The organism is Nonomuraea sp. NPDC050783 (assembly GCF_040802095.1).
GTDB lineage: Bacteria > Actinomycetota > Actinomycetes > Streptosporangiales > Streptosporangiaceae > Nonomuraea.
The window spans coordinates 170,564-193,301 of the sequence record NZ_JBFAHK010000017.1; the positions used below are offsets into that span (position 1 = coordinate 170,564).

The following is a 22,738-nucleotide window of genomic DNA, read 5'->3' on the forward strand; positions in this document are numbered from 1 at the left end:
GCCAGGGGCGAGGACGATCCACGTCCTGGAGCCTAACCCCGCCCGGCGGGTGCGAGCGCCCATTCGGCGAGTGACTCGTACCTCACCTGGGGCCCGGTGTGGCTGCGTACGAGGCGGACGTGCTCCGCCCGCCAGGGCGAGCCGCTGAACCCGGACAGCGACTCCACCAGCGGGCGGAGATCCGTCTCGGTCCTGGCGCGGGCCAGCGTGAGGTGCGGGTGCAGCGGCTTCGTGTCGGTCCGCGCGGCCCCGGCGCGGCGGGCGCCGGCCCGTACGGAGTCGGCGAGCCTGGTCATCGGGTCGCCGGTGACGCCCGCCCAGAACACCCGCGCCCGGCGGGGCGAGGAGAAGGCGCCGAAGCCGCTGAAGGCGAGGTCGAGCACCTGGTGCCGGCCCACGGCACGGGCCAGGCGGGTCTCCAGCTCCGGCAGCGCCCGCTCGGGCACCTCGCCGAAGAAGCCCAGCGTGATGTGCCAGGTGGCCCGGCCGGGCCAGCGCAGCCCCGGCACCCGCCCGACGTGCGGCGCGATCGCGCGTTCGATCTCGTCCAGCACCTCGCCGGGCGGCACCAGGGCCGCGAAGAGCCTCATGCCGTCCCATTGTGCCAACGGCGCCGGCCGGTGATCACGCCATGACGAGGCCGGGCCGGGCGACCCTGCGGCTGATCAGCCGCGTCACCACGACCGCGAGGCCGGTGCCGACCAGCACCAGCGCGCCGGACAGGATCACGCCCGTACGCGGCCCGCCCAGCTCCGACAGCCAGCCGACCAGCGGCGCGCCGAGCGGTGCCCCGCCGGTGAAGACCAGCATGTAGATGCCCATGACCCGGCCGCGCATGTCGGGCGAGGTGGCGAGCTGCACGCTGGCGTTGGCGGCCGTGTTGATGGTGATCAGCGCGATGCCGGTCGGCACCAGCAGCAGCAGGTACACCGGGTAGAACGGCGCCAATCCGGTGGCGATCTGGAACACCCCGAACCCGATCGCCCCCGCGAACAGCACCTTCTTCGTCAGCCGGGCCCGCCGCGCCGCCAGCAGCGCGCCGACCAGCGCGCCCACCGCGAACATGCTGGAGGCCAGCCCGAACGAGGACGCGCCCGCCTTGAACACCTCGCGCGCCATCAGCGCGATCGACATCGAGAACGACTGCGAGAACATCGACACGAACCCGATGAGCAGCACCGGCAGCAGCAGCTCCTCGCGCCGCACGACGTACCGCAGGCCCTCCCTGAGCTGCCCCTTCGCCCGGGGCACCGGCTCGGACAGGTTCAGCTCGGAGGCACGCATGAACACCAGCGAGGAGATCACCGCGCCGAACGTCAGCGCGTTGATCAGGAAGATCGGGCCGGTGCCGCCGAGTACGTAGATCAGCACGCCGGCCAGCGCCGGGCCGACCACGCGGGCCAGGTTGAAGATGGAGCTGTTGAGCGCGATCGCGTTGGGCAGGTCCTGGCGGCCGACCATCTCGACCACGAACGCCTGCCGGGTCGGCACCTCCACGCAGGAGATCAGGCCGAGCAGGAACGCCATCACGTACACGTGCCAGACCTGGGCGGAGCCCGTCATGGTCAGCAGGCCGATGGTGAGCGCCAGCAGGGCCATGAGGCTCTGGGCGGCGATGAGGATCGGCCGCTTGGCGTAGCGGTCGGCGATGACCCCGCCGAACATGCCGAACAACAACATCGGCAGGAACTGCAGCGCGGTCGCCGTGCCGAGCGCCGCCGCGCTGCCGTGGGTCAGGTCGAGCACCAGCCAGTCCTGGGCGGTGCGCTGCAGCCAGGTGCCGACGTTGGAGACGATGCCCCCGGCCGCGAACATGCGGTAGTTGCGAATCCTGAGCGACCGGAACATCCCGGTCCTGGGTTGCTCGGGCTCTATATCCTGCTGAGCTTCTCCAGAATCGGCGCGGCCTGCCGCAGGATCGACCGCTCCTCCGGCGAGAGCTCCTTCAGCCGCTGCGTCAGCCACGCCTCCTTGCGGCGGCGCTCCTCCTTCAGCAGCTTCTCGGCGGACTCGGTCACGGTCACGCTCACCTGGCGCCGGTCGGTCGGGTGCGGGGTACGCGAGACCAGGCCGCGCTCCTCTAGCGCGGCGATCACGCGCGTCATCGAGGGTGGTTGCACCTTCTCTAGCTCGGCCAATTCGCCGGGGGTTATCCCGGAATGCCGTTCCACGGCGGCGAGCGTCGCGAACTGCGTGGGCGTCAGCGAGTGCGCTGCCGCCTGCCGCCGCAGACGCCGGTTCAGCCGGGTCAAGGAGACGCGCAGGACCGAGGCCAGACCCGCGTCGCTTCGCAGGTCCATCTTGGGTGGGGTGTTGGTTAGCATGAGTCATTACCTTTGCTAACTATAGCGCAGGGCGAGATATTTCCCTGACGAACCTGACGAACAAGATGTCTCACCCCTTGATACCCCGAAGCCGCCCCGCGCGTGCGGAGCGGCCCCGGGACTCGTGACGGGCGACGGGTTCAGACTCCGAACAGCACCCGGATCGGGCCGATCGCGAAGTACAGGACGAACAACCCGGTCACCCCCCACAGCAGCGGGTGGATCTCCCGCGCCTTGCCGCGCACGGCCTTGATCAGGACGTAGCTGATGAAGCCGGCGCCGATGCCGTTCGAGATCGAGTAGGTGAACGGCATGATGACGATGGTGAGGAAGGCCGGGATGGCGATCTCGTAGTCGCTCCAGTCGATGTCGCGGATCGCGGTCATCATGAGGAAGCCGACGACGACCAGCGCGGGCGCGGCCGCCTCGTACGGCACCACGGTCACCAGCGGCGCGAAGAAGATGGCCACCAGGAACAACGCGCCGGTCACGACGCTGGCAAGGCCGGTACGAGCGCCCTCGCCGACCCCGGCCGCGGACTCGATGTAGGTGGTGTTGGAGGAGACCGAGCCCGCGCCGCCCGCCGCCGCGCCGATCGAGTCCACGAGCAGGATCTGCTTGGTACGCGGCAGCGTCCCGTCCTCCCCCACCAGCCCCGCCTGCCGGCCGACGCCGACGATCGTGCCCATGGTGTCGAAGAAGTCGGTGATGAGCAGCGTGAAGACGAACAGCACCGCCAGCAGCACCGACACCCGGCTGAAGCCGCCGAGGGGGTCGAACTCGGTGAACAGCGTGAGCGGGTTGTGGAACCCGAAGACCTCCTGGGGCACGGTGGGCTGGTTGAGCCGCCAGGTGGCGGGGTTGTCCGGCGAGGACGGCCCCAGCTTGGCGACGGCCTCCACGACGATCGCCAGGATCGTGGTGCCGACGATGCCGATGAGGATGGCGCCCTTCACCTGCCGCGCCACCATGGCGACGGTGGCGAGCAGGCCCACGACGAAGACGAAGATGGGCCAGGAGGTGAGGCTGCCGCCGATGCCCAGCTCCAGGGGCGTGCCCTCGGCCTTGCGCACGAAGCCGGCGTCCACGAAGCCGATCAGCGCGATGAACAGGCCGATGCCGACGCTGATGGCGGTCTTGAGCTGGGCCGGGATGGCGTGGAAGACCGCCGTGCGCAGCCCGGTCAGCACCAGGACCGCGATGATGACGCCCTCCAGGAAGACCAGGCCCATGGCCTCTTCCCAGCTCATCACGGTGGCGATGTTGAAGGTGACGAAGGCGTTGAGGCCGAGCCCGGCCGCCATCGCGAAGGGCACCTTGCCGACGACGCCCATGAGGATCGTCATCACGCCCGCCACGAAGGCGGTGCCGGCGGCCACGAGCGCGATGTTCGGCGCGCTGCCGTCGCCGATGTACTGGCCGTCGACGTCCTTGCCGGTGGCGATGATCAGAGGGTTCAGCACCACGATGTACGCCATCGTGAAGAAGGTGGCCAGACCGCCCCTGACCTCGCGGGAGACGGTCGAGCCCCGCGCGGAGATCGCGAAGAAGCGATCGAGCGCGCTTCGGGGTTCGGTGGTACGTGTGTCGCTCACGAGGCGAAGAGTGACAGTATGGGATGAACTGCGAAAAGTGTCAGTAATGAGATCGAGACCCTATTGGAAGCTAGGCTGGACCACGTGAAGCAACAGCGGGAGTGGCACCCCAACCCCGAGCCGATCAGAACCAACGACGTGGCCGCGGTCGGCGTCGGCACGGCGGTGTGGGCCGTCGCCCTGGTCGCCCTGCTGATCTTCCGGCCCGCCCCGGAGAACTCGTGGTGGATCTGGACGTGCGCGACCGGGGTCGCCTTCGGCTTCCTCGGCATGTGGGTGGTCCGCCGCCGTACCTGACGCGGCCGTACCTGACGCCGCCGCACCTGGCACCGGCCGCACCTGCACCGGCCGCACCTGACATTCGTCATCTCCGGGCGTTCGCCGAAGTCATCCGCAAGTGATGGCAGCTCCCACTACATCAGCTCATGCCCGACACCTCATCGTTGTCAGCATGAAGAAGCCTTTCGCGATCTTCCTCCTGGGCGCGGCGCTCCTCGCCGGATGCGGCACCGCCGACCGCCCGGCCACGACGTCGCAGAGCCCGCCGCGGTCCCCGGGCCCGCCCGCCGCGGGCACCGTCGCCTGGCGCCCCTGCACGGACCTGACCGGCCCGGACGGCAAGGCGCTCCCGCCGACCTCCGGCTTCGAGTGCGGCACCGTCCAGGTCCCGCTCGACCACGACGAGCCCGGCGGGAAGAAGATCGGCCTGGCGCTGATCCGGGTCAGGGCCACCGGCGACCGGCTCGGCTCCCTGGTGTTCAACTTCGGCGGCCCCGGCGCGTCGGGCGTGGACACCCTCGCCCTGGCCGCCCGCGCGTTCGCCTCCCTCGGCACCCGCTACGACCTGGTCAGCTTCGACCCGCGCGGCGTTGGGCGCAGCGCCGGCGTCACCTGCGGCGGGCAGGTGGAGAAGCTGCTGGAGGCCGAGTCCGCCGCCGGCGGCGACCGGCCGGCCAGGGAGTTCGCGGCGGCCTGCGCCAAGGACTCCGGCGAGGTCCTGCCGCACGTCGGCACGGTCAGCGCCGCCAAGGACCTCGACCTGCTGAGGGCCGCGCTCGGCGACCCCGAGCTGAACTACTTCGGCATGTCGTACGGCACCCACCTCGGCGCCGTCTACGCCACCCTCCACCCGCGCGGCGTCGGCCGCTTCGTGCTCGACGGCGCCTACGACCCGACCGTCACCTTCGAGGAGCGGGCCGTCACCCAGGCCACCGGGTTCGCGCGGTCCTTCGAGGCGTTCGCCCGGAGCTGCGTGGCGCAGGGCTGCGACCTCGGCGCCGACCCGGCCGCCGTCGAGCGCACGGTGGATGACCTGCTGGAGCGCCTGAAGGAGCGCCCGATCGAGGTCGGCGACCGCGAGCTGACCCACGCCCTGGCCCAGCTCGCCGTCATCACCCCGCTGTACGCCAAGTCCACCTGGCCGCTGCTGGAGCGGGCCGTCGCCGCGGCGGTCAAGGGCGACGGCAAGGAGCTGCTGGCCCTGGCCGACTCCTACACCGGCCGCCGCCCGGACGGGACGTACACCACGATGATGACCAGCCTCCAGGCCGTCAGTTGCGCCGACACCGACGAGCGCCCGACCGCCGCCGACACCGCCAGGATCAACGAGCGGATCAGGAAGATCTTCCCGATCCTGGCGGCCGACAGCACGGCGGCCGGGCCGTGCGCCCACTGGCCGGTGCCGGGCGACGACGCGGCCAAGCACATCGACGCGACCGGCTCCGCGCCCATCGTGGTGATCGGCGGCAAGGGCGACCCCGCCACGCCGTACCCGTGGGCCACCGCGCTGACGAAGCAGCTCAGGACGGGCGTGCTGGTCACCTACGAGGGCGAGGGCCACGGCGCCTACCTGAGCGGCGACGCCTGCGTGCTGCGTACCGTGGACGCCTACCTGCTGAAGGGCGAGACGCCCGCCGCCGGAGCGAGCTGCCCCGCATAGGGGGCGGCCCGCCCGGCGGAGCCCCGCTCAGGACAGGTCGGCCTCGGCCAGCAGCAGCGGCACCGCGCCCGGGTCGCGGAGCAGGGCGGCCACCGCGAGCCGGTCGCCCCACTGGCCCGTGGCCCAGGCGAGCCCGCGGGCCAGCCCGTCGACGCCGGTGCAGTGGACGGTGCCCTCGAAGTAGCGCCACGCGCACTCGACGCCGTCCACCAGCAGCTTCTCGTGCTCGACGTACGTGCCGGGAGCCGCCGGCAGCAGCGAGCGCACCTCGGCGGGCACCTGGCGCACCTCGCCCTCCGAGGTGACCTCCCCCGTCGTCAGCTCGCCGGCCAGCGGCAGGTCGAGCAGCTCCGACAGCGACTCGGCCAGGTCGTACGGGGCCAGCACCAGCGGCCGGTCGGCGACGAGCTGGAGCAGGTCGGGCGCCTCCACGACCACGGCGTCCTCGGCCGCCGCCACCACGATCGAGCCGCGCAGCACCGCCCGCACCCGCGACGGCGGCGCCACCCGCGACGGGTCCACGCCGGCCAGCGCCACCCACAGGGCCCGCAGCTGGGCCCGGTCGACCTCGATCGCCTCGTCGGCCATGAGGTCGAGCAGCTCCTCGGGGCCGCCGTGGGAGGCCAGCAGCTCGGGCAGGGTGGTGCGCACGCCGAGCATGGCCAGCGCCGCGTCGTCGAGCCCGGCGGGCGCGTCGGCGTAGAGGCCCTGCAACAGCGGGTCGGCCCCGGCCAGGCGCAGCTCCAGCGGCCTGCGCCCGCCCAGCACCGGGTGGTGGGCCAGCCACCACGCGGTGTAGGACGGCACCTCGACGCCCGCGACGCGCAGCGGGTGGAGCGCGGCCCGCAGCGGCGGCCGGGCGAGCAGCGCCAGCGCGGCCGGCCAGTCGGCCACCAGCTCCAGGTCGCGCACCGCCGTGAATTCGGGGATCAGCGGCGGCACGGCGAGGTCGGGCAGCAGGTCGAGCACGTGGTCGAGCCAGTCGTCCTCGCCGTCGAGGTCGTGGTCGCACTCGTCGGGGTCGAGCAGCACGTCCTCGTCGTGGACGACGGCGAACCCGTCGAGCACGCCCGCCGCGGCCAGCACCCGCGGCCCGTAGGTCTCTTCCAGCTCGGCGGCGGCCACCCCGAGGTGCCCGCCGGGCTCCAGCACGCCGGCCAGCTCCCCGTCGGCCAGCATCAGCTCGCCGGCCGGGTAGAGCTCGCCGTCGGCGCCCCGCAGGGCCAGCTCGGCCAGCCACGGCAGCTCGCCCGGCGCCAGCGCGGCGGCCTCGACGAGCGAGAGCACGGCCCGCGCCACCGGCTCGGGATCGGGGCTGTCGAGCGACTGCGCGACGGCGGCCTTGGTCAGCGGGTCTTCCAGGACGGTGCGCGGCGTGGCCTCGGCGGCGCCCAGCCGCAGCAGCGCCGGGTGGGCGGCCTCGGGATGGACGATGCGCAGCCCGAGCGGGGTGAGGTCGAGCTCGGCCCCGCCGTCGGCGAGGATGAGCGTGCCGCGCGGCCCGCGCACCATCCGGCCGTCGGCCAGCGGCACCGGCAGCGCGCCCAGCGACTCGGGGTCGTCGGCGGGCAGCACCTCGTACAGCGCGCGCCACCACGACGGCTCGCGCGCCTCCGCGGCCTCGCCCGACAGCAGGTCGACCACGTCGGACAGCTCGACCCTGCGCACGCCGAGCGCGGTCATGGCGGGATGGCGCGGCGGCCAGCCGGCGGGCAGCAGGCCGGGCACGAAGTCGGCGACCGCGGCCAGCAGCTCCGCCGACCCGGCGGCCAGCACGGCCGCCTGGCGGCCGCTGACCACCCAGCCGCCGTCCTCCGGCTCGGGCGCCGGGTGCTCGACCCGCCACTCGGCGTCGGGCCCGTAGACCTCGGCGTCGGCGAACGAGGGCGCCTGCACGGCCGGCGCGGGCGCGGACAGCGCGGGCAGGAGGGGCGTGCCCGGCAGCCGGTCGAGCACGGACCGCCGGATCCGGGCGTCCAGCTCGCCCTTGCCCATGAACGAGGGCACCAGGTCGAGCAGCTTGGAGGTGCGCGGCAGCTCGCGCAGCAGCCGGACGTAGGCGTCGGCGGCCCGCTCGACGAGGAAGTCGGCCAGCGGCCCCTTGGCGACGTGCCGCCGGTCGGTGGCCATCGGGAACGAGGCGATCAGCAGCGCGGGCAGGTCGAGCGGCTCGTCGCTGGGCGTGGGGGCGTGCACGACGGGCGGCACGGTCTCGGGCAGCGGCCCCGGCTCGCCGGCACCGGTGACGGGCACCGCCCAGCGCAGCGACCAGAAGGGGCGGGCCCGCTCCTCCGTGGGACGGTCGGCGAACAGCTCGGCCACCTGCTCGGGGGTGAACTCGCCGGAGTCGGAGACCACGTGCCAGCCGTCGGCCACGACCCTGCGCACCGCGCCGTCGAGCTCGATCTCGATCAGCTCCAGCGCGGGCAGGCCGAGCAGCAGCGCCGGGCTGGTCTCGGCCAGCATGCGGCGCACCGCCTCGACCGTGGCCACGTCGCGCAGCGGCAGGCGGACAAGCGTGTCGAAGCCCTCGGGGATGTCGACCAGGGGCGGCTCCTCGAACGGCAGCCGCAGCAGCGGCACGTGCCCCGACCGGTCGGCCAGCTCGCCGGCGAGCGCGGGGATCTCCGCGACCAGGGCCGCGGTGTCCGTACGGGACCAGCGGACCGCTCCGGCGCCGCGCGAGCCGATGGACGGCGCGTCGGTCACCGAGACCACCGCCGCGAACCCGACGCCGAACCGCCCCGCGGCGCCCGCCTCGTCGCGTTTGCCGGAGGCCCGCAGCGTGGACAGGCTCTGCACGCCGGTGGCGTCGAGCGGCGCGCCGGTGTTGGCGGCGGTGAGCACGTCGCCGCGCAGCGTCAGCCGCAGCACCCCTGGCACGCCCGCGCGCAGCGCCGCGTCGGCGGCGTTCTGCGCCAGCTCGACGATCAGCCGGTCGCGGTAGCCGCCGAGCGCGAAGTCCTCCTCGGCGTTGGCGTCCTCGCGGAACCTGGCGGGCGAGGCGGTCCACGCGTCGAGGACGGCGGCCCGCATCCGGTCACAGCCAAAGGTGTCGGTCATCGATCACGATCCTGATGAGGTGGTGGATGGGCCAGGGTAGGTTAGCGGCCCCCGGCGACAGGAAACCCGGCCGCCGACAGGAAACCCGGCCGCGGCCCCGGCGACAGGAAACCCGGCCGCCGCCCCGCCGGCCGGGCACCCGGTCAGGAGTGGCCGAGCTCCTCCGTGGCGGACTCGTCGACCGAGCCCGCCTCCTCCTCCATCAGGTCGTAGCCCAGGTCGTCGAGGATCGGGATGGCCTGCTCCACGGGCGGCGGCAGCACGGCGGCCTCGGAGTGGGCGCCGCAGCCGTGGTCGGCGGAGACCACCTTGCCGTCGTCGGGGGCGTACTCATTGGTGCAGACCCCGAACATCTGCCGCAGCCCACCCGTGAGCAGCCAGTAAAAGCCGCAGGTGGAGCACTGCGCGGGAGCGGCGTGTGCGATCGGCGTATGCGGCCCGTGCTCGCCCGAGTGCCAGCGCCTGGCAGCCCGGTCCTTGCCGATGGCCGAGAGCACACGGGCCCGGCCCAGGCCGTACTCGAAAAGCGCCTGATGGTCGGCGTCGTCGTCGACCTCGGTGAAACCCGGCGCCAACCGGTCGTCGTCGTCGGCGACCGGCAGCAGGTCGCCCACGCCGAGGTCGCCGGGGCGCAGCCGCTCGCTCCACGGCAGCCATTCCGGCGCGAGCAGCGCCCCCGTGCCGGGCAGCAGCACGGCCTCGCTGACCGTCACCTTCCTGGCCCGCGAGGCCCGCGTGACCGTGACCGCCCAGCGCCAGCCGCGGTAGGCGCGGTCGAGGCAGGCGAAGTAGTGGGTGACGACGCGGTCGCCCTCGCTCTCGAAGCCCAGGTGCTCGCCGGGCCGGCCCGGCCGCGCGAGCTCCTCGGCCGCGGCGCGCGCCAGCTCGACCGCTTCGGCGCAAGCCTGGTCGGGAGCGGGGACGCGGGCCCTGGTGCGGCTCATCGGGCCGCCTCCGGCGAAAGGTGCTGTTCGCTCACACTTCATTCTCACCCATCGCCGGACCTGGACGGGCCGAGAACGGCGGATCTCCCGCCCCGAATGCTCGGCGGCCCTTCGCCTCGGAGCGGCGGCGGGTCCCGGCGCGGGCCCTCCGCCGACTCGGGAGACGAATCGGGTAAGACTGGTAAGCGTGGACGCAGGCTGGGACCGGACGCGCGGCATCGCGCGGCGCGTGGGGCGCGGGATCGCCGACGCGGGCCGGGCCACGGCCCGGGCCGGGCGGGCCACGGCCGGGGGCACCGCGCGGGCGGGGCGGGCGACCGCCAGGGGCGCGCGGTCGGTGGGCAGGGCCACGCGGCGGCTGACGTACGCGGGCGGCGCCGGCCGCACCGGGCTCGGCCGCCTGATCGAGCTGTCGGCGGGCAACAGCGCCGGTGACGCCCTGGTGACGGTGGCGCTGGCCAGCACGGTCTTCTTCGGTGTGCCGGTCGGCGAGGCCCGCGGCGCCGTGGCGCTCTACCTGGTCATCACGATGTTGCCGTTCGCGCTGCTGGCGCCGTTCGTCGGGCCGATCCTCGACCGGCTCAGGTCCGGCCGCCGCTACGTCATGGCCGGGACGCTGTTCGGGCGGGGGCTGCTCTGCTTCGCGATGGCGGCCGCCGTGGGGCCCGGCGACCTGCCGACGTTGTTCATCGGCGCCCTGGGCGTGCTGGTGTTGTCGAAGGCGTACAACGTGTCGCGGGCGGCGATCATGCCGAACGTGCTGCCCGCCGACATCACGCTGGTGTCGGCCAACGCCCGGGTGGCGCTGTTCACGCTGGTCGCGGCGGGCGCGGCGGTGCCGCTGGCCGCGGGGCTGACCGCGTGGCTGGGCAGCGCCGTGGCGCTGCGCGTGGCGATGGTGGCCTTCCTGCTGCTCGGGGTCGCCGCGGTGCGCCTGCCCCGGCACGTCGACTCCCCCGACCTGGAGGAGGAGGGCACCAAGCACCGCTGGCGCACGCTGCTCAAGGTCGGCCCGGCGGTCGCCGAGGCGGTCTGGGCCAACCTCGCCATCCGGGTCTTCTCCGGTTTCCTGCTGTTCTTCCTGCTGTTCCTGGTGCAGGACCAGGCGGTGCCGTGGCTGGGGCAGCGGGCGGAGTCGTTCTTCGACGTGCCCAGGACGATCGCGCTGCTGGCGGGCGCGGCCGGGCTCGGCGGCCTGGCGGGCGCCGCGGTGGCCAACTGGACCCGCAACCACGCGCCCCAGCTCATCGTGCTGGCCACGCTGGCGGTGACCGTGGTGACCACCGTCGTGACGGCGGTCCTGTTCGGGGTGTGGGCGGCGCTGGCGGTCTCGCTGATCACCGCGTTCGCGCAGGAGCTGGGCAAGCTCGCGCTGGACGCGATCGTCCAGCGCGAGATCGGCGAGGAGGTGCGCTCGTCCACGTTCGGGGTGGTCGAGGCGGTGCTGCAGCTCGCGTGGGTGTTCGGCGGGCTGGTCGGGCTGGTGTTCTCGCTGGCCCGCGACCCGTTCGCCGGGCTGGTGTCGCTGGCGGTGGTGCTGGCCGCGGCGCTGGGCTGGCTGGTGTTCGCCAGGGCCAGGCGGACGCGCCTCGCCGCGGCCGACGCCCCCACGGCCGAGTACCCGTCGCCCGCGGCCCCCGAGCAGGACCACGGGCCCTCCGGGCATCAGGGTCACGGGCCCTCCGGGCACCAGGGTCACGGGCTCTCCGGGCGCGGGGACGCGCTCGACTCCACCAAACCCCTGACCAACCCGCACGGCTGACCCGCCGGGGGCCGCCGCCCGCTACGCGTCGAGGTCGTCGGCGAGGGCGCGCAGCACCTGGGCGATCTTCTTGGCGTGCGCGGTGTCCGGGTGCTTGCCCCTCCGGTAGGTGCCCGAGACCTCGTCGAGCAGTTTGATGAGGTCCTCGACGATGACGACCATCTCGTCCGGCTTCTTCCGCTTGCCCTTGGGCTTGGGCTTGGCCAGGGTCGGCGGCTGCTCCAGGATGCGCACGGACAGCGCCTGCTGGCCACGGCGGCCCTCGGCGACGCCGAACTCCACCTTCTGGCCCGGCTTCAGCGGGCCGGCACCGGTGGGCAGCGCGGAAGAATGCACGAAGACCTCACCGCCGTCGTCGCGGGTGAGGAAGCCGAATCCCTTGTCGGCGTCGTACCACTTGACCTTGCCACTCGGCACAGGAGGACCTCGTTCAAACAGTCGAAAAAGGATGATGGATGTAGGTTATGCCCCGAAGGGCGCCGGGGCGACCGGGTAATTGCCGGGGAATTAGCGGCCCTCATCGTGTTGACACCAACGGGTGTACCAAGCGGCGAATTCGGTCAGGTCGGCCAGCGTCACGTCGGCACCGTGCTCGCGCAGCTCCTCCACGGTGTAGGGGCCGGTCGCGACGGTCACGCTCACGGCGCCGCCCGCGCGGGCCGCCTCGATGTCCGCGACATGGTCACCAACATAGGCGGCGGCGCCGAACCGCGCGAGTGCCGGGCCTTTGTCCGCACCGAAAAGCGAGCCGACCACTTCGTCCACGACCAGGCCGAGGACCTCGACGGTGCCGACGGCGTCGCGCTGGTTCTTGCCGGTCACCACGATGACCCGGCCGCCGGCCGCGCGTACGGCGGCGATCGCGTCGTGCGCGCCCTTCATGGCCGTGTGTACGGGAACTCCTATATCCGGATAAATCTCCCGGTACAGCTTCGCCGCGGCCTGGACCTGCGCCGCCGGCACCCAGTTGGCCAGCTCCATCTCCAGTGGCGGCCCCAGCCTCGCCACGACGGCCGCGCTGTCGATCGGCACCCCCAAACGCGCCGACAGCTCGTCGTAAACGGCCGCTATGCCCACGCGCGTATCCGCCAAAGTCATGTCAAGGTCGAAACCCACTGATCTCATCACCCATGCAGGATGCCAAACGTTCCCCGCGACCCCGACAACACCCCTGACGGCCCTTGTTGTGGGACCGTAGGAATGAGAAGAAAGGAATTACTTATCGGAGAGGAGCGGCCATGACCGACACCCCCGAATCCCCGCGCCCCGGAGACCGCCTGGTCGCCTCCACCGCCTCCGCCGCCTCCACCACTCCCGCCGCCTCCACCACTCCCGCCGCCCCCTCCACTCCCGCCGCCTCCTCCACTCCCGCCGCCCGCCCGCACCGTCCCGCCAGGCCCGCCCGCACCGCGCCCACCCCCTGGCAGCGCGGCGTGGCCCTCGCGGCCGCCCTCGTCCGGCTCGCCGCCAGGGTCGCGGCGCTCGCCCTGGTGCTGTACGCGTTGTTCACCGCCCTGCGCGCCAACCCGGCCAACGCCTGGTACCAGCTCGTGGAGGCGCTGGCCGGGCCGCTCTCGCTGGGCCTGGCGAACCTTTTCCAGCTCGCCGACCCGCGCTGGACGGCCCTGGTCAACTACGGTCTGGCCGCCGTCGTCTGGCTCGTCGCCGGCGCCGCTCTGGCGAGCCTGATCCGGCGCGCCGCTCCGTAACGACTACTCTCCTTACGGAGGTATCAGGATAGACATGACCAGATCCACCCGTGAGCGGATCATCGATGAGTCCCTGCGGCTGTTCGCCGAGCGGGGCTACTCCGCCACATCCGTGGCCGAGATCGAGGCCGCCTCAGGGCTGTCTCCCGGCGCCGGAGGGCTCTACCGGCATTTCAAGTCCAAGTACGAGGTGCTCGCCGCCGCCGTCAACGAGCACGCCGCCCGCACCAGGGGCCAGGTGGCCGAGAGCATGGCCGAGCTGAGCGCCATGGAGTCCTCGGCGGACCTGGAGGAGCGGCTGTCGCACATCTGCCGGGCGGGGCTGGCCAAGGTGCGCGAGGAGTCGAAGCTCACCCGCGTCTTCTTCCGCGACCTGAGCCAGTTCCCCGAGCTGGTCGCCGTCGTCCGGGACGGGCTGCTGCAACCCATGTTCGACGCGATCGTCACCTGGTTCCAGGCGCAGCCCGAATACCGCGACGTCAAGCTCGACTGGCCGGCCATCTCCACCGTGCTCGGCGGCGCGGTCGTGCACTACCGGCTCTTCCAGGAGACGGTGGGCGAGCTGCCGGGTCACGCGGACAAGGAGCAGTTCGTGGCGGCCTGGGTACGCCTGGCCGTCGGCCTGCTGCCGAGCCCCGCGCCGGTCGCCTGACGGCTCAGAGGTCGTCGAGCAGCCGGTAGCCCAGCCAGAGCACGCCGAGCGCGGTGCCGATCATGAACGTGGTGCCGCTCACGGCCCAGAACTCGGTCATGAACCGCTCGAACCCGGGCTCGGCGCCCACCCGCAGGCCGCCGACGAGCACCCCGCCGACCGCGTAGCCGAGCAGCGGCGCGCCCGCGCCCAGGAACCGGTCGCGGGCGTCCCAGCTCTCGCTCAGCAGCACGATCGCCGTGCCCGCCGCCCACACCACCAGCGGCACCGGGAAGATCGCCAGCGTCGGCAGGCCGAACGGCACCAGCAGCGCGGCCGCCACCAGGACCATCAGCGCGAGGACCTCGCGTGGCCGCTCCTTGACGACGGTCCTGGCGTCCCGGCCGCCGGTGGCCAGGGGATTGGCGGAGGACATGGCCACCCTGCGCAGCCCCGCGAACGGCAGCCCCCGGCCGGGCTCCCCGCCCATCCGGTGCTCCCCCGCGCCACGCCCGCCCGCCGAGCCGCCCGGATCGTCCACGATCGCCGGGAACCGCCGGGTGTCCCCGGCGAGCCTGCGGGCCTCGCGTTCCACGAGCGCCGCCGGATCGCCGAACCGGGCCAGCACCCTCGCCACCTCGCGCGGGCTCCCGCTGCCGCCCCGCTCGGCCTCGATCCTGGCCCGCAGCCGCCGGGCGAAGTCCAGCCGCTGCTCGGTGCGCAACACCCCGTGGGCCGCGTCGGCGGCCTTGGAGACGTAGTTCAGCACGAGCTGGTCCGCGTGCTCTATCACGTCCAGCAATGCTGCCCCAATCAGGGGGGACATACCATGGCAACGATGGAGTTCACGGAGTGGATCAGGGGGCGCACCGACGACCAGCTGCGGGCGCTCGTCTCCGCGCGTCCCGAGCTGATCACTCCGGTGCCCGCGCACCTGGAGGGCCTGGCCTCGCGCGCGGCGAGCCCGTCGGCGATCGGCAGGGCGCTCGACCGGCTCGACCGCTTCACGCTGGCCGTCGTCGAGACGCTGGCCGCCTTCCCCGGCCCGACGCCGAAGGACCGCCTGCGCGCCCTCGTCGCCGCGGCCCTCGCCCCGCACCCGGAGGAGGCGCCGGGTCACGACCCCGAGCCCGCGCTGTCGGTGGCGCTCGACCGGCTGCGCGACCTCGCCCTGGTCTACGGCCCCGACGACGCGCTCGACCTCGGCCCCGGCGTCCGCAAGGTGCTGGAGGACCCGGCCGGGCTGGGCCCGCCGGCGGCCGAGGCGTTCCGGCACCACCCGCCCGAGCAGCTCGACGAGATGGCCGACGACCTCGTCCCCGGCACCGCGGGCACCGGCAAGGAGCGCCTGGCGGCGGCGCTGGCCGACCCCGCCCCGCTGGTGGCGTCCGTGTCGGCGGAGGCGCGGGCCGCGCTCGACCAGCTCGCCTGGGGCCCGCCGACCGGCCGGGTGCCGAACGCCCGCCGCGAGGTACGCCTCGCCACCGCCCGCTCCCCCATCGAGGAGCTGCTGGCCCGCGGCCTGCTCGCGGCGACCGGCGAGGAGAGCGTGACGCTGCCCCGCGAGGTGGGCCTGTACCTGCGCGGCGGCCGGGTGCACCGCGGCCTGCTGGCCGCGCCGCCGCCGCTGGAGGGCAGCGAGCGCGACCGGGAGCTGGCCGACCGTACGGCGGCCGGGCAGGCGTTCGCGTTCGTCCGGTCGGTCGAGGAGCTGTGCGAGCGGTGGAGCGTCGACCCGCCGGGCGTGCTGCGTACCGGCGGGCTGGGCGTCCGCGACCTGAAGCGCGCGGCGGGCGAGCTGGACCTGCCGGAGTGGGTGACGGCGCTGGTGGTCGAGGTGGCGCACGCCGCCGGGCTGGTCGCCGCGGGCGGCGGCGTGGACGGCGAGTGGCTGCCGACCTCCGGCTACGACCTGTGGCGCGTCCGGGGCACCGCCGAGCGCTGGGTGGCGCTGGCCGCGGCCTGGCTGCACATGGACCGCGTGCCCGGCCTGGTCGGCGACCGCGACGAGCGGGACCGCCCGCTCAACGCCCTGCACGCCGACCTGCGCCGCCCGGCCGCGCCCGGGGTGCGCGCGGCGACCCTGGGAGTGCTGGCGGCGGCGCCGGGCCTGGCACCCGCCCGCGACGCGGTGCTGGAACGCCTGGCGTGGGAGCAGCCGCGCCGCCGCGGGCCGCTGCGCGAGCAGCTCACCGAGTTCACGCTGCGCGAGGCCGAGCAGGTCGGGGTGACCGGCCTGGGCGCGCTGTCCGGGCACGGGCGGGCGCTGCTGGAGGGCGGCGACGCGGCGGGCGCGCTGGCGCCGCTGCTGCCGGAGCCGGTCGATCACGTGCTGCTCCAGGCCGATCTGACCGCCGTCGCGCCGGGGCCGCTGACCAGCGAGCTCAACCGGTGGATGACGCTCACGGCCGACGTGGAGTCGAAGGGCGGGGCCACGGTCTACCGGTTCGGCGAGCAGTCGATCCGCCGGGCGCTCGACGCGGGGCACGGCGGCGAGGAGCTGCTGGCGATGCTCGCCCGCCACTCGGCCACGCCGGTGCCCCAGGCGCTGTCCTACCTGGTGAGCGACGTGGCGCGGCGGCACGGGCGGATCCGGGTGGGCACGGCCGGCGCGTACGTGCGCTGCGACGACCCGGCGCTGCTCGACCAGATCACCGCCGACCGGCGCTCGGCCGCGCTGCGGCTGCGCCGGCTGGCCCCGACGGTCATCGCCTCCCGCTCGTCGCGGGCGGCGCTGGTCGACTCGCTGCGCGCGATGGGCTACGCCCCGGTCGCCGAGTCGCTCGACGGCGACGTGATCATCTCCCAGCTCGACAGCCGCAGGACCGAGGGGGCCGCGCCGGCGCGCGCGGTGACCGCGTCCAACGGCGTCGATCCTGAGGTGGCGACGGCGGCCGTGCGGGCGCTGCGCGCGGGCGACGCGGCCCACCTGGCGCGGCGCGAGCCCGTGGCCGCCCCGGACGGCCAGCTCCCGCGCGGGCCCGCGACGGCCACGATCTCGGCCCTGCAGGAGGCGATCAAGCAGGGCGTGCGGGTGTGGATCGGCTACCTCGACTCGCAGGGCAACGCCACCTCGCGCATCCTGGAGCCGGCCAGGATGGAGGGCGGCTACCTGACGGCGTACGACGAGACCAGGGCCGCCGTCCACCGCTTCGCGCTGCACCGCATCACGGGCGTGGCGAACCTCTAGCGCGGCGGCCTCCAGCGGGTGCGGCCTCCAGCGCGCCGGCCTCCAGCGCGCCGGCCTCCAGCGCAGCGGGGCCTTCAGCAGGTCGCGAGCAGCGCGAGCGAGTGGGCCGCCACGGGCGCGGCGGGCCCGTGGCCGCCGGCCAGCCGCCGCAGGGCCGCGACGCAGTCGGCCGGGTAGCGCACCGACAGGCCGCCGCCCAGCGCCGCGGCGGCCGTCGGCGCCCGGCAGGGGTCGGCGGCCCAGTCCAGCGCGGTCCGCAGCGCCTGGGGGGCGAGGGCGTCGTCGGCGCACATGAACGACAGCGCGTCGGCCGCCGCCAGCCGCTCCCCCGCCGTACCGGCCGCCCACGCCTCCAAAAACTCGTGCCGGACCTCCTTGAAGGCGTGCGCGGCCAGCGCGGCCACGCCCTCGGCGACCCGCGTCCGCACGCGGGGCTCCTCGGCGGCCAGCGTCCGCACCCAGACCCGCAGCGGCTGCCATAGCCAGAACCCGTACCGGGCGGCCAGCTCGGCCAGCACCTGCCCGCGGTGCCGCGGCTCGCGGAAGGCGACCTGGCCCCCGGCGACGGCGATCAGCGGGTGGCGGCCGGGCAGCGCGGGCGGGCCGCCGTCGGGCTCCTGCCGGAGCCGGTCGAGCCGGGCGAGCCGCGCCGCGAAGGCGTCCTCGGGCAGCGGCTGGACGAACGCCAGCGCCGCCACGGCCAGCACCTCGCGCATGGCCGGCTTGGTGTCGAACCAGGCGGCGACCTCCTCGCCCGCCCGCTCCCCGCCCGGCGCGAGCCCGGCGGCCAGCCGGACGACCCGCGCGGGCGTGGGCAGCTCCGCGGCCCGGCCCCTGGCCCTGGCGAGCACGTCGGGGGCCACGCCCGCGCGCAGGTCGTACGTGCTGAGGCACAGGTCGAACAGCTCGCCGGGATCGGGCGGGCTCCACGGCTGCTCGACCTCGACCGCCGGCGAGGGCGCGCCGTTCCTGGTGACGACGAGGTACGAGCCCAGCTCGGCCAGCTTGCGCGCCAGGTTGACCAGCTCGGTCCTGTCGGTGCTGGGGGCGATCCAGTCGTGCAGCAGGTACGCCCGCCCGGGCTCGTAGTCGGTGCCGCTCAGCAGCTCGGCGGCGGTGCGGGCCGGCGACAGGACGGTGATGGTGCTCTCGGCCAGCGACATGCGCGACAGCAGCGCCAGCCCGCCCAGCCGCTTGCCGATCTCCTCCTCGCCGACGAGGACGAGCAGGTGGCGGGCGGCGAGCCGGCGGACCGCGCCGGGGAAGCAGGCCGGCTCCAGGTAGGAGCGCAGCAGGGCGTCGGCCTCCCTCCGGGTGAGGTCCCTGGCGACCGGGAGGACGCTCGCCCGCAGCCGCTCGTTGATGGCCGAACGGCGTTGAGCGAGCTTAATGTCGTCGAGGTCGATCCCGCCCGGTTGAGGCGTGTCGGTCACGAAGTCACCTCGGTGGTTGACGCGAAACTTTTCTACAGAAAATATCTTGCAACAACGAGTTCCTACTTCTCGCACGAGCCCGTCGCGCTGCGTCACCACGCCGCTTGACCAGGAGATTCCCGCGCTTCCCACACCGGGGGACGGCACGCGTGTCCCAGCCCTCCCACCTTTACACGATCTCGGCTGACCTGAAAACTAGAATGAACATAAAGACAGATTTATCTTCATTTACTGGCCTTCATGGCGTCCTCCACACGTCCAGTCAGGAACGCCGAGGCTTGACGGCGCGCGCCCGCGCGGATCAGGTTGTGCATGTGACCGAGCAAACGCTGGGCCGACTGGCCGAGGAGTCGTGGAGCCGCTTCGACGACCACGACTCGATGTACTACGAAGGGATCTGGCACCGCAGGACCGCGCTCGCCGAGCGGGCGCGGCGCATGTGCGGCGGCTTCGCGGAGGCGGGCGTGCGGCCCGGCGACCGCGTGGCCGTGATGATGGCCAACTCGCCCGAGGTGCCGCTGCTCTACCAGGCGCTGTGGGCGGCCGGCGCGGTCGTGACGCCGCTGGTGTTCCTGATGGGCGCCGATGAGCTGCGGCACGTCCTGCTCGACAGCGGCGCCTCGGCCGTCGTCACCTCGCCCGAGCTGGCCGAGACCGTACGGGCCGCCGGCGTGGACATCCCGGTCCACGTGGACACCGCCGAGCTGGAGCGGGGCCCCGAGCGCGGCCCCGTGGGGCGCGACCCCGGCGACCTGGCCGCCCTCATGTACACCGGCGGCACCACCGGCCGCGCCAAGGGCGTCATGCTCAGCCACCGCGGCCTGTGGCAGGTCGGCAAGGCCGTCTGGGACACCTCCCACCAGGAGGGCAGGAACCGCGTCATCGTGCCGGTGCCGCTGTCCCACTCGTACGGGCTGATCGTCACGATCGCCTGGATGCACGCCACCGAGCCGCAGCACGCCGTGCTCATGCGCTGGTTCGACGCCGGCCAGTTCCTCAAGCTCGCCGCCGAGCAGCGCGTCCACTACGGCACCGTGGTGCCCGCCATGATCCAGATGTTGCTGGCCGAGCCGCTGGAGTCGCACCCGCTGCCCGAGCTGTCCCATCTGACCTGCGGCGCCGCCCCGCTCGGCAGGGACCTGCTGGAGCAGTTCGAGCGCCGGATGCCCGGCGTGCGGATCCTGGAGGGCTACGGCCTGACCGAGACCTGCGCGGTCACCACCTTCAACCCGCCCGGCAGGCGCCGGCCCGGCAGCGTCGGCCTGCCGCTGCCGGGCTACACCGTCACCATCCGCGACTCCTCAGGCGAGCCGGCGGAGCCCGGCGACGTCGGCGAGATCTGCGTCTCGGGCGAGTCGCTGATGCTCGGCTACTGGGGCGAGCACGAGCCCGACCCCGACGGCACCGCGCTGGTCCGCGACGAGCCGGCCGGCGCCGAGCTGCGCACCGGCGACCTCGGCTGCATGGACGACGACGGCTACCTCTACGTCGTGGACAGGAAGAAGGACCTCATCATCCGCGGCGGCTTCAACGTCTTCCCTCGCGACGTCGAGTACGCGCTCGACCAGCACCCCGCCGTCGCCCGGTCCTGCGTGGTCGGCCGCCCCGACCCGCGCCTCGGCGAGGAGGTCGTGGCGTTCGTGCAGCTCGAACCGGACGGCGCGGCCAGCGCCGAGGAGCTCGTCGAGTGGGCCCGCGACCGCGTCGGCCGGGTCAAGTACCCGCGCGAGATCCGCTTCGTCGAGGAGGTCCCGGTCACCAGCGTGCTCAAGCTCGACAGGAAGGCCGTGCGAGCCCGGCTCTGAGGGTCATGCCGAGATCGCGGAACGAGGTCGGGCACGTCTCGGTTTCGTGGTAGGTGTTGACGTGTCTGGAGGTGACGATGACCCAGCAGGACCCGCCGGGATACCCGTACCAACCCTACGGCGCTCCCTACGGCGAGCAGCCCCCGCCCGGCTACGGCTACGGCTACGGCTATCCGCCGCCTCCGCGCCGCGACGGGCCGAGCGCCAACGCCATCGTCTCGCTCGTGCTCAACCTGATCGCCATCGTCTCCTGCTGCAACCTGCTCGGCATCCCCGGGGCGGTCCTCGCCGGGCTGGCGATCAGCCGTTCGAGCACCGACCCCGGCACGGCACGTAGCATGGTGATGTGGAGCTGGGTCCTGTTCGGGCTCGGCTTCGTGCTCACGCTCGGCCTTTTCCTCTTTCTCGGTCTCAACGGCTATCTCGACGACTGACGCCCGTCCCCCGGGACTTTCCTCGCCGCCGGCCGTGTTGGACAAGGGTCAACCGTAGGAAGGGATGGTCCGTGAACGACGGCCCGCTCATCGTCCAGTCGGACAAGACACTGCTGCTCGAGGTCGACCACGACCAGGCCGACGCGTGCCGCAAGGCCATCGCGCCGTTCGCCGAGCTCGAACGCGCCCCCGAGCACGTGCACACCTATCGCGTCACCCCGCTGGCGCTGTGGAACGCCCGCGCCGCCGGGCACGACGCCGAGCAGGTCATCGACGCGCTCATCAGCCACAGCCGCTACCCCGTCCCGCACGCGCTGCTCGTGGACATCGCCGAGACGATGGCGCGCTACGGCCGCCTGCGCCTGGAGAAGGACCCGGTCCACGGGCTGGTCCTCACCTCCAGCGACCGCGCGGTGCTGGAGGAGGTGCTGCGCTCCAAGAAGATCCAGCCGATGCTGGGCGAGCGCATCGGCGCCGACTCGGTCGCGGTGCACCCCAGCGACCGCGGCAACGTCAAGCAGGCCCTGCTCAAGCTGGGCTGGCCCGCCGAAGACCTCGCCGGCTACGTGGACGGCGAGGCCCACCCCATCACGCTCACCCAGGACGGCTGGGCGCTGCGCCCCTACCAGCAGGAGGCGGCCGACGCCTTCTGGCACGGCGGCTCCGGCGTGGTCGTGCTGCCCTGCGGCGCCGGCAAGACCATCGTGGGCGCGGCCGCCATGGCCCACGCCCAGGCCACCACGCTCATCCTGGTCACCAACACCGTCTCCGCCCACCAGTGGAAGACCGAGCTGCTCAAGCGCACCTCGCTGACCGAGGACGAGATCGGCGAGTACAGCGGCACCAAGAAGGAGATCCGCCCGGTCACCATCGCCACCTACCAGGTGATGACCACCAGGCGGAAGGGCGTCTACAGCCACCTGGAGCTGTTCGACGCGCGCGACTGGGGGCTCATCGTCTACGACGAGGTTCACCTGCTGCCCGCGCCGATCTTCCGGATGACCGCCGACCTCCAGGCCCGGCGGCGCGTGGGGCTCACCGCGACGCTGGTGCGCGAGGACGGGCGCGAGGGCGACGTGTTCTCGCTGATCGGCCCCAAGCGCTACGACGCGCCCTGGAAGGAGATGGAGAACCAGGGCTGGATCGCGCCGGCCGACTGCGTCGAGGTACGCGTCACGCTGACGGACGAGGAGCGGCTGGCGTACGCGATGGCCGAGTCCGAGGAGCGCTACCGCTTCTGCGCCACCACGCCGTCCAAGACGCAGGTCACCGAGGCGCTGGTGCGGCGGCACGCGGGCGAGCAGGTGCTGGTCATCGGCCAGTACATCGACCAGCTCGACGAGCTCGGCGAGCACCTCGGCGCGCCGGTCATCAAGGGCGAGACCCGGGTCAAGGAGCGCGAGCGGCTCTACCAGGCCTTCCGCGACAAGGAGATCCAGGTGCTGGTGGTGTCCAAGGTCGCCAACTTCTCGATCGACCTGCCGGAGGCGTCCGTCGCCATCCAGGTGTCGGGGACGTTCGGCTCACGGCAGGAGGAGGCCCAGCGGCTCGGACGGGTGCTGCGGCCCAAGGCCGGCGGCGGGGGCGCGCGGTTCTACACCGTGGTCAGCCGCGACACCGTCGATCAGGAGTTCGCGGCGCACCGGCAGCGTTTCCTGGCCGAGCAGGGCTACGCCTACCAGATCATCGACGCCGACGACGTGCTCGGCGGGGTGTAGCCCGCCGGGAGGGGAGCTCGGCCGCTCGCGCGAGCGGCCGAGCTGTCAGCGTGGTGTCACGTCCACGAGACTCCGCGGGTCGTCGACAATCGAACCACCCCCCTTACCTGCGTATTATCACGCCGCCTGCGACATACCCTCATGATCCGGCAAACCCACCTGATATGCCCGAATTTTCGCTATTCCGGGGT

Annotated in this window: 19 protein-coding genes; 9 read left to right on the forward strand and 10 right to left on the reverse strand. The window is 73.4% G+C overall.

The window, feature by feature from the left end:
• Nucleotides 1-32: 32 nt before the first annotated feature.
• The 4 genes from thpR to AB0H75_RS35765 all read right to left on the reverse strand — a co-directional run bounded on the left by thpR (nt 33) and on the right by AB0H75_RS35765 (nt 3,919).
• Nucleotides 33-590: an RNA 2',3'-cyclic phosphodiesterase gene (gene thpR, locus AB0H75_RS35750; protein WP_367804070.1), complete on the reverse strand. Its 558-nt coding sequence runs from the start codon at nt 588-590 to the stop codon at nt 33-35.
• A 34-nt stretch (nt 591-624) separates the two neighbouring features.
• Entirely contained in the window at nt 625-1,848 is a 1,224-nt protein-coding gene (locus tag AB0H75_RS35755) for an MFS transporter (RefSeq protein ID WP_367804071.1), read from the reverse strand.
• A 23-nt stretch (nt 1,849-1,871) separates the two neighbouring features.
• Nucleotides 1,872-2,324: a MarR family winged helix-turn-helix transcriptional regulator gene (locus AB0H75_RS35760; protein WP_367804072.1), complete on the reverse strand. Its 453-nt coding sequence runs from the start codon at nt 2,322-2,324 to the stop codon at nt 1,872-1,874.
• A 140-nt stretch (nt 2,325-2,464) separates the two neighbouring features.
• Nucleotides 2,465-3,919 (reverse strand): NCS2 family permease, encoded by a 1,455-nt coding sequence (locus AB0H75_RS35765; protein WP_367804073.1) that lies wholly within the window; start codon nt 3,917-3,919, stop codon nt 2,465-2,467.
• Nucleotides 3,920-4,003: 84 nt separating this feature from the next.
• Between AB0H75_RS35765 and AB0H75_RS35770 the strand changes: the two genes are divergently transcribed.
• Both AB0H75_RS35770 and AB0H75_RS35775 read left to right on the forward strand, forming a co-directional pair.
• Nucleotides 4,004-4,216, forward strand: coding sequence for a DUF2530 domain-containing protein (locus tag AB0H75_RS35770; protein ID WP_367804074.1), 213 nt, complete (start codon nt 4,004-4,006; stop codon nt 4,214-4,216).
• 154 nt (nt 4,217-4,370) lie between these two features.
• On the forward strand, nt 4,371-5,858 hold the full coding sequence (locus AB0H75_RS35775; protein WP_367804075.1) for an alpha/beta hydrolase: 1,488 nt from the start codon (nt 4,371-4,373) through the stop codon (nt 5,856-5,858).
• Nucleotides 5,859-5,885: 27 nt separating this feature from the next.
• On the opposite strand, the gene AB0H75_RS35780 is transcribed toward AB0H75_RS35775, so the two are convergent.
• Together AB0H75_RS35780 and AB0H75_RS35785 are read right to left on the reverse strand one after the other, a co-directional pair.
• Nucleotides 5,886-8,921: a hypothetical protein gene (locus tag AB0H75_RS35780; RefSeq protein WP_367804076.1), complete on the reverse strand. Its 3,036-nt coding sequence runs from the start codon at nt 8,919-8,921 to the stop codon at nt 5,886-5,888.
• A 143-nt stretch (nt 8,922-9,064) separates the two neighbouring features.
• Nucleotides 9,065-9,865, reverse strand: a complete 801-nt coding sequence (locus AB0H75_RS35785) for a DUF3027 domain-containing protein (protein WP_367804077.1) — start codon at nt 9,863-9,865, stop codon at nt 9,065-9,067.
• A 187-nt stretch (nt 9,866-10,052) separates the two neighbouring features.
• On the opposite strand from AB0H75_RS35785, the gene AB0H75_RS35790 reads away from it, so the two are divergent.
• Complete coding sequence (locus tag AB0H75_RS35790; protein WP_367804078.1) at nt 10,053-11,627, forward strand: MFS transporter; 1,575 nt, start codon at nt 10,053-10,055, stop codon at nt 11,625-11,627.
• 21 nt (nt 11,628-11,648) lie between these two features.
• On the opposite strand, the gene AB0H75_RS35795 is transcribed toward AB0H75_RS35790, so the two are convergent.
• Together AB0H75_RS35795 and AB0H75_RS35800 are read right to left on the reverse strand one after the other, a co-directional pair.
• The gene (locus tag AB0H75_RS35795) at nt 11,649-12,044 is read right to left on the reverse strand and encodes a cold-shock protein (protein ID WP_367804079.1); all 396 of its coding nucleotides are present in this window, start codon (nt 12,042-12,044) and stop codon (nt 11,649-11,651) included.
• Between the two features lie 90 nt (nt 12,045-12,134).
• Nucleotides 12,135-12,752: an HAD family hydrolase gene (locus AB0H75_RS35800; protein WP_367804131.1), complete on the reverse strand. Its 618-nt coding sequence runs from the start codon at nt 12,750-12,752 to the stop codon at nt 12,135-12,137.
• A 113-nt stretch (nt 12,753-12,865) separates the two neighbouring features.
• On the opposite strand from AB0H75_RS35800, the gene AB0H75_RS35805 reads away from it, so the two are divergent.
• On the forward strand, nt 12,866-13,336 hold the full coding sequence (locus AB0H75_RS35805; protein ID WP_367804080.1) for a hypothetical protein: 471 nt from the start codon (nt 12,866-12,868) through the stop codon (nt 13,334-13,336).
• Between the two features lie 34 nt (nt 13,337-13,370).
• Nucleotides 13,371-13,988, forward strand: coding sequence for a TetR/AcrR family transcriptional regulator (locus tag AB0H75_RS35810; RefSeq protein ID WP_367804081.1), 618 nt, complete (start codon nt 13,371-13,373; stop codon nt 13,986-13,988).
• A gap of 4 nt (nt 13,989-13,992) precedes the next feature.
• Here the strand turns inward: AB0H75_RS35810 and AB0H75_RS35815 are convergent, their stop codons facing one another.
• A complete protein-coding gene (locus AB0H75_RS35815; RefSeq protein WP_367804082.1) occupies nt 13,993-14,760 on the reverse strand; it encodes a hypothetical protein in 768 nt (255 codons plus the stop codon).
• 45 nt (nt 14,761-14,805) lie between these two features.
• Here AB0H75_RS35815 and AB0H75_RS35820 point away from each other — a divergent pair, with 45 nt between their 5' ends.
• A complete protein-coding gene (locus AB0H75_RS35820) occupies nt 14,806-17,157 on the forward strand; it encodes a helicase-associated domain-containing protein (protein WP_367804084.1) in 2,352 nt (783 codons plus the stop codon).
• Between the two features lie 74 nt (nt 17,158-17,231).
• On the opposite strand, the gene AB0H75_RS35825 is transcribed toward AB0H75_RS35820, so the two are convergent.
• Complete coding sequence (locus AB0H75_RS35825; RefSeq protein ID WP_367804085.1) at nt 17,232-18,590, reverse strand: hypothetical protein; 1,359 nt, start codon at nt 18,588-18,590, stop codon at nt 17,232-17,234.
• A 314-nt stretch (nt 18,591-18,904) separates the two neighbouring features.
• On the opposite strand from AB0H75_RS35825, the gene AB0H75_RS35830 reads away from it, so the two are divergent.
• The 3 genes from AB0H75_RS35830 to AB0H75_RS35840 all read left to right on the forward strand — a co-directional run bounded on the left by AB0H75_RS35830 (nt 18,905) and on the right by AB0H75_RS35840 (nt 22,547).
• Nucleotides 18,905-20,395 carry a class I adenylate-forming enzyme family protein gene (locus tag AB0H75_RS35830; protein WP_367804086.1) on the forward strand — a complete coding sequence of 497 codons (1,491 nt, stop codon included), beginning with the start codon at nt 18,905-18,907 and terminating at the stop codon, nt 20,393-20,395.
• Nucleotides 20,396-20,472: 77 nt separating this feature from the next.
• Nucleotides 20,473-20,829 (forward strand): hypothetical protein, encoded by a 357-nt coding sequence (locus AB0H75_RS35835; protein WP_367804087.1) that lies wholly within the window; start codon nt 20,473-20,475, stop codon nt 20,827-20,829.
• 71 nt (nt 20,830-20,900) lie between these two features.
• Nucleotides 20,901-22,547: a DNA repair helicase XPB gene (locus AB0H75_RS35840; RefSeq protein ID WP_367804088.1), complete on the forward strand. Its 1,647-nt coding sequence runs from the start codon at nt 20,901-20,903 to the stop codon at nt 22,545-22,547.
• The last annotated feature ends 191 nt before the right edge of the window (nt 22,548-22,738 follow it).

Coding starts and splice junctions, on each gene's coding strand:
- AB0H75_RS35785 (WP_367804077.1), bottom strand. CDS start 9,865: ATGAGCCGCACCAGGGCCCGCGTCCCCGCTCCCGACCAGGCTTGCGCC.
- AB0H75_RS35800 (WP_367804131.1), bottom strand. CDS start 12,752: ATGAGATCAGTGGGTTTCGACCTTGACATGACTTTGGCGGATACGCGC.
- AB0H75_RS35820 (WP_367804084.1), top strand. CDS start 14,806: ATGGAGTTCACGGAGTGGATCAGGGGGCGCACCGACGACCAGCTGCGG.
- AB0H75_RS35755 (WP_367804071.1), bottom strand. CDS start 1,848: ATGTTCCGGTCGCTCAGGATTCGCAACTACCGCATGTTCGCGGCCGGG.
- thpR (WP_367804070.1), bottom strand. CDS start 590: ATGAGGCTCTTCGCGGCCCTGGTGCCGCCCGGCGAGGTGCTGGACGAG.
- AB0H75_RS35810 (WP_367804081.1), top strand. CDS start 13,371: ATGACCAGATCCACCCGTGAGCGGATCATCGATGAGTCCCTGCGGCTG.
- AB0H75_RS35835 (WP_367804087.1), top strand. CDS start 20,473: ATGACCCAGCAGGACCCGCCGGGATACCCGTACCAACCCTACGGCGCT.
- AB0H75_RS35805 (WP_367804080.1), top strand. CDS start 12,866: ATGACCGACACCCCCGAATCCCCGCGCCCCGGAGACCGCCTGGTCGCC.
- AB0H75_RS35775 (WP_367804075.1), top strand. CDS start 4,371: ATGAAGAAGCCTTTCGCGATCTTCCTCCTGGGCGCGGCGCTCCTCGCC.
- AB0H75_RS35780 (WP_367804076.1), bottom strand. CDS start 8,921: ATGACCGACACCTTTGGCTGTGACCGGATGCGGGCCGCCGTCCTCGAC.
- AB0H75_RS35760 (WP_367804072.1), bottom strand. CDS start 2,324: ATGCTAACCAACACCCCACCCAAGATGGACCTGCGAAGCGACGCGGGT.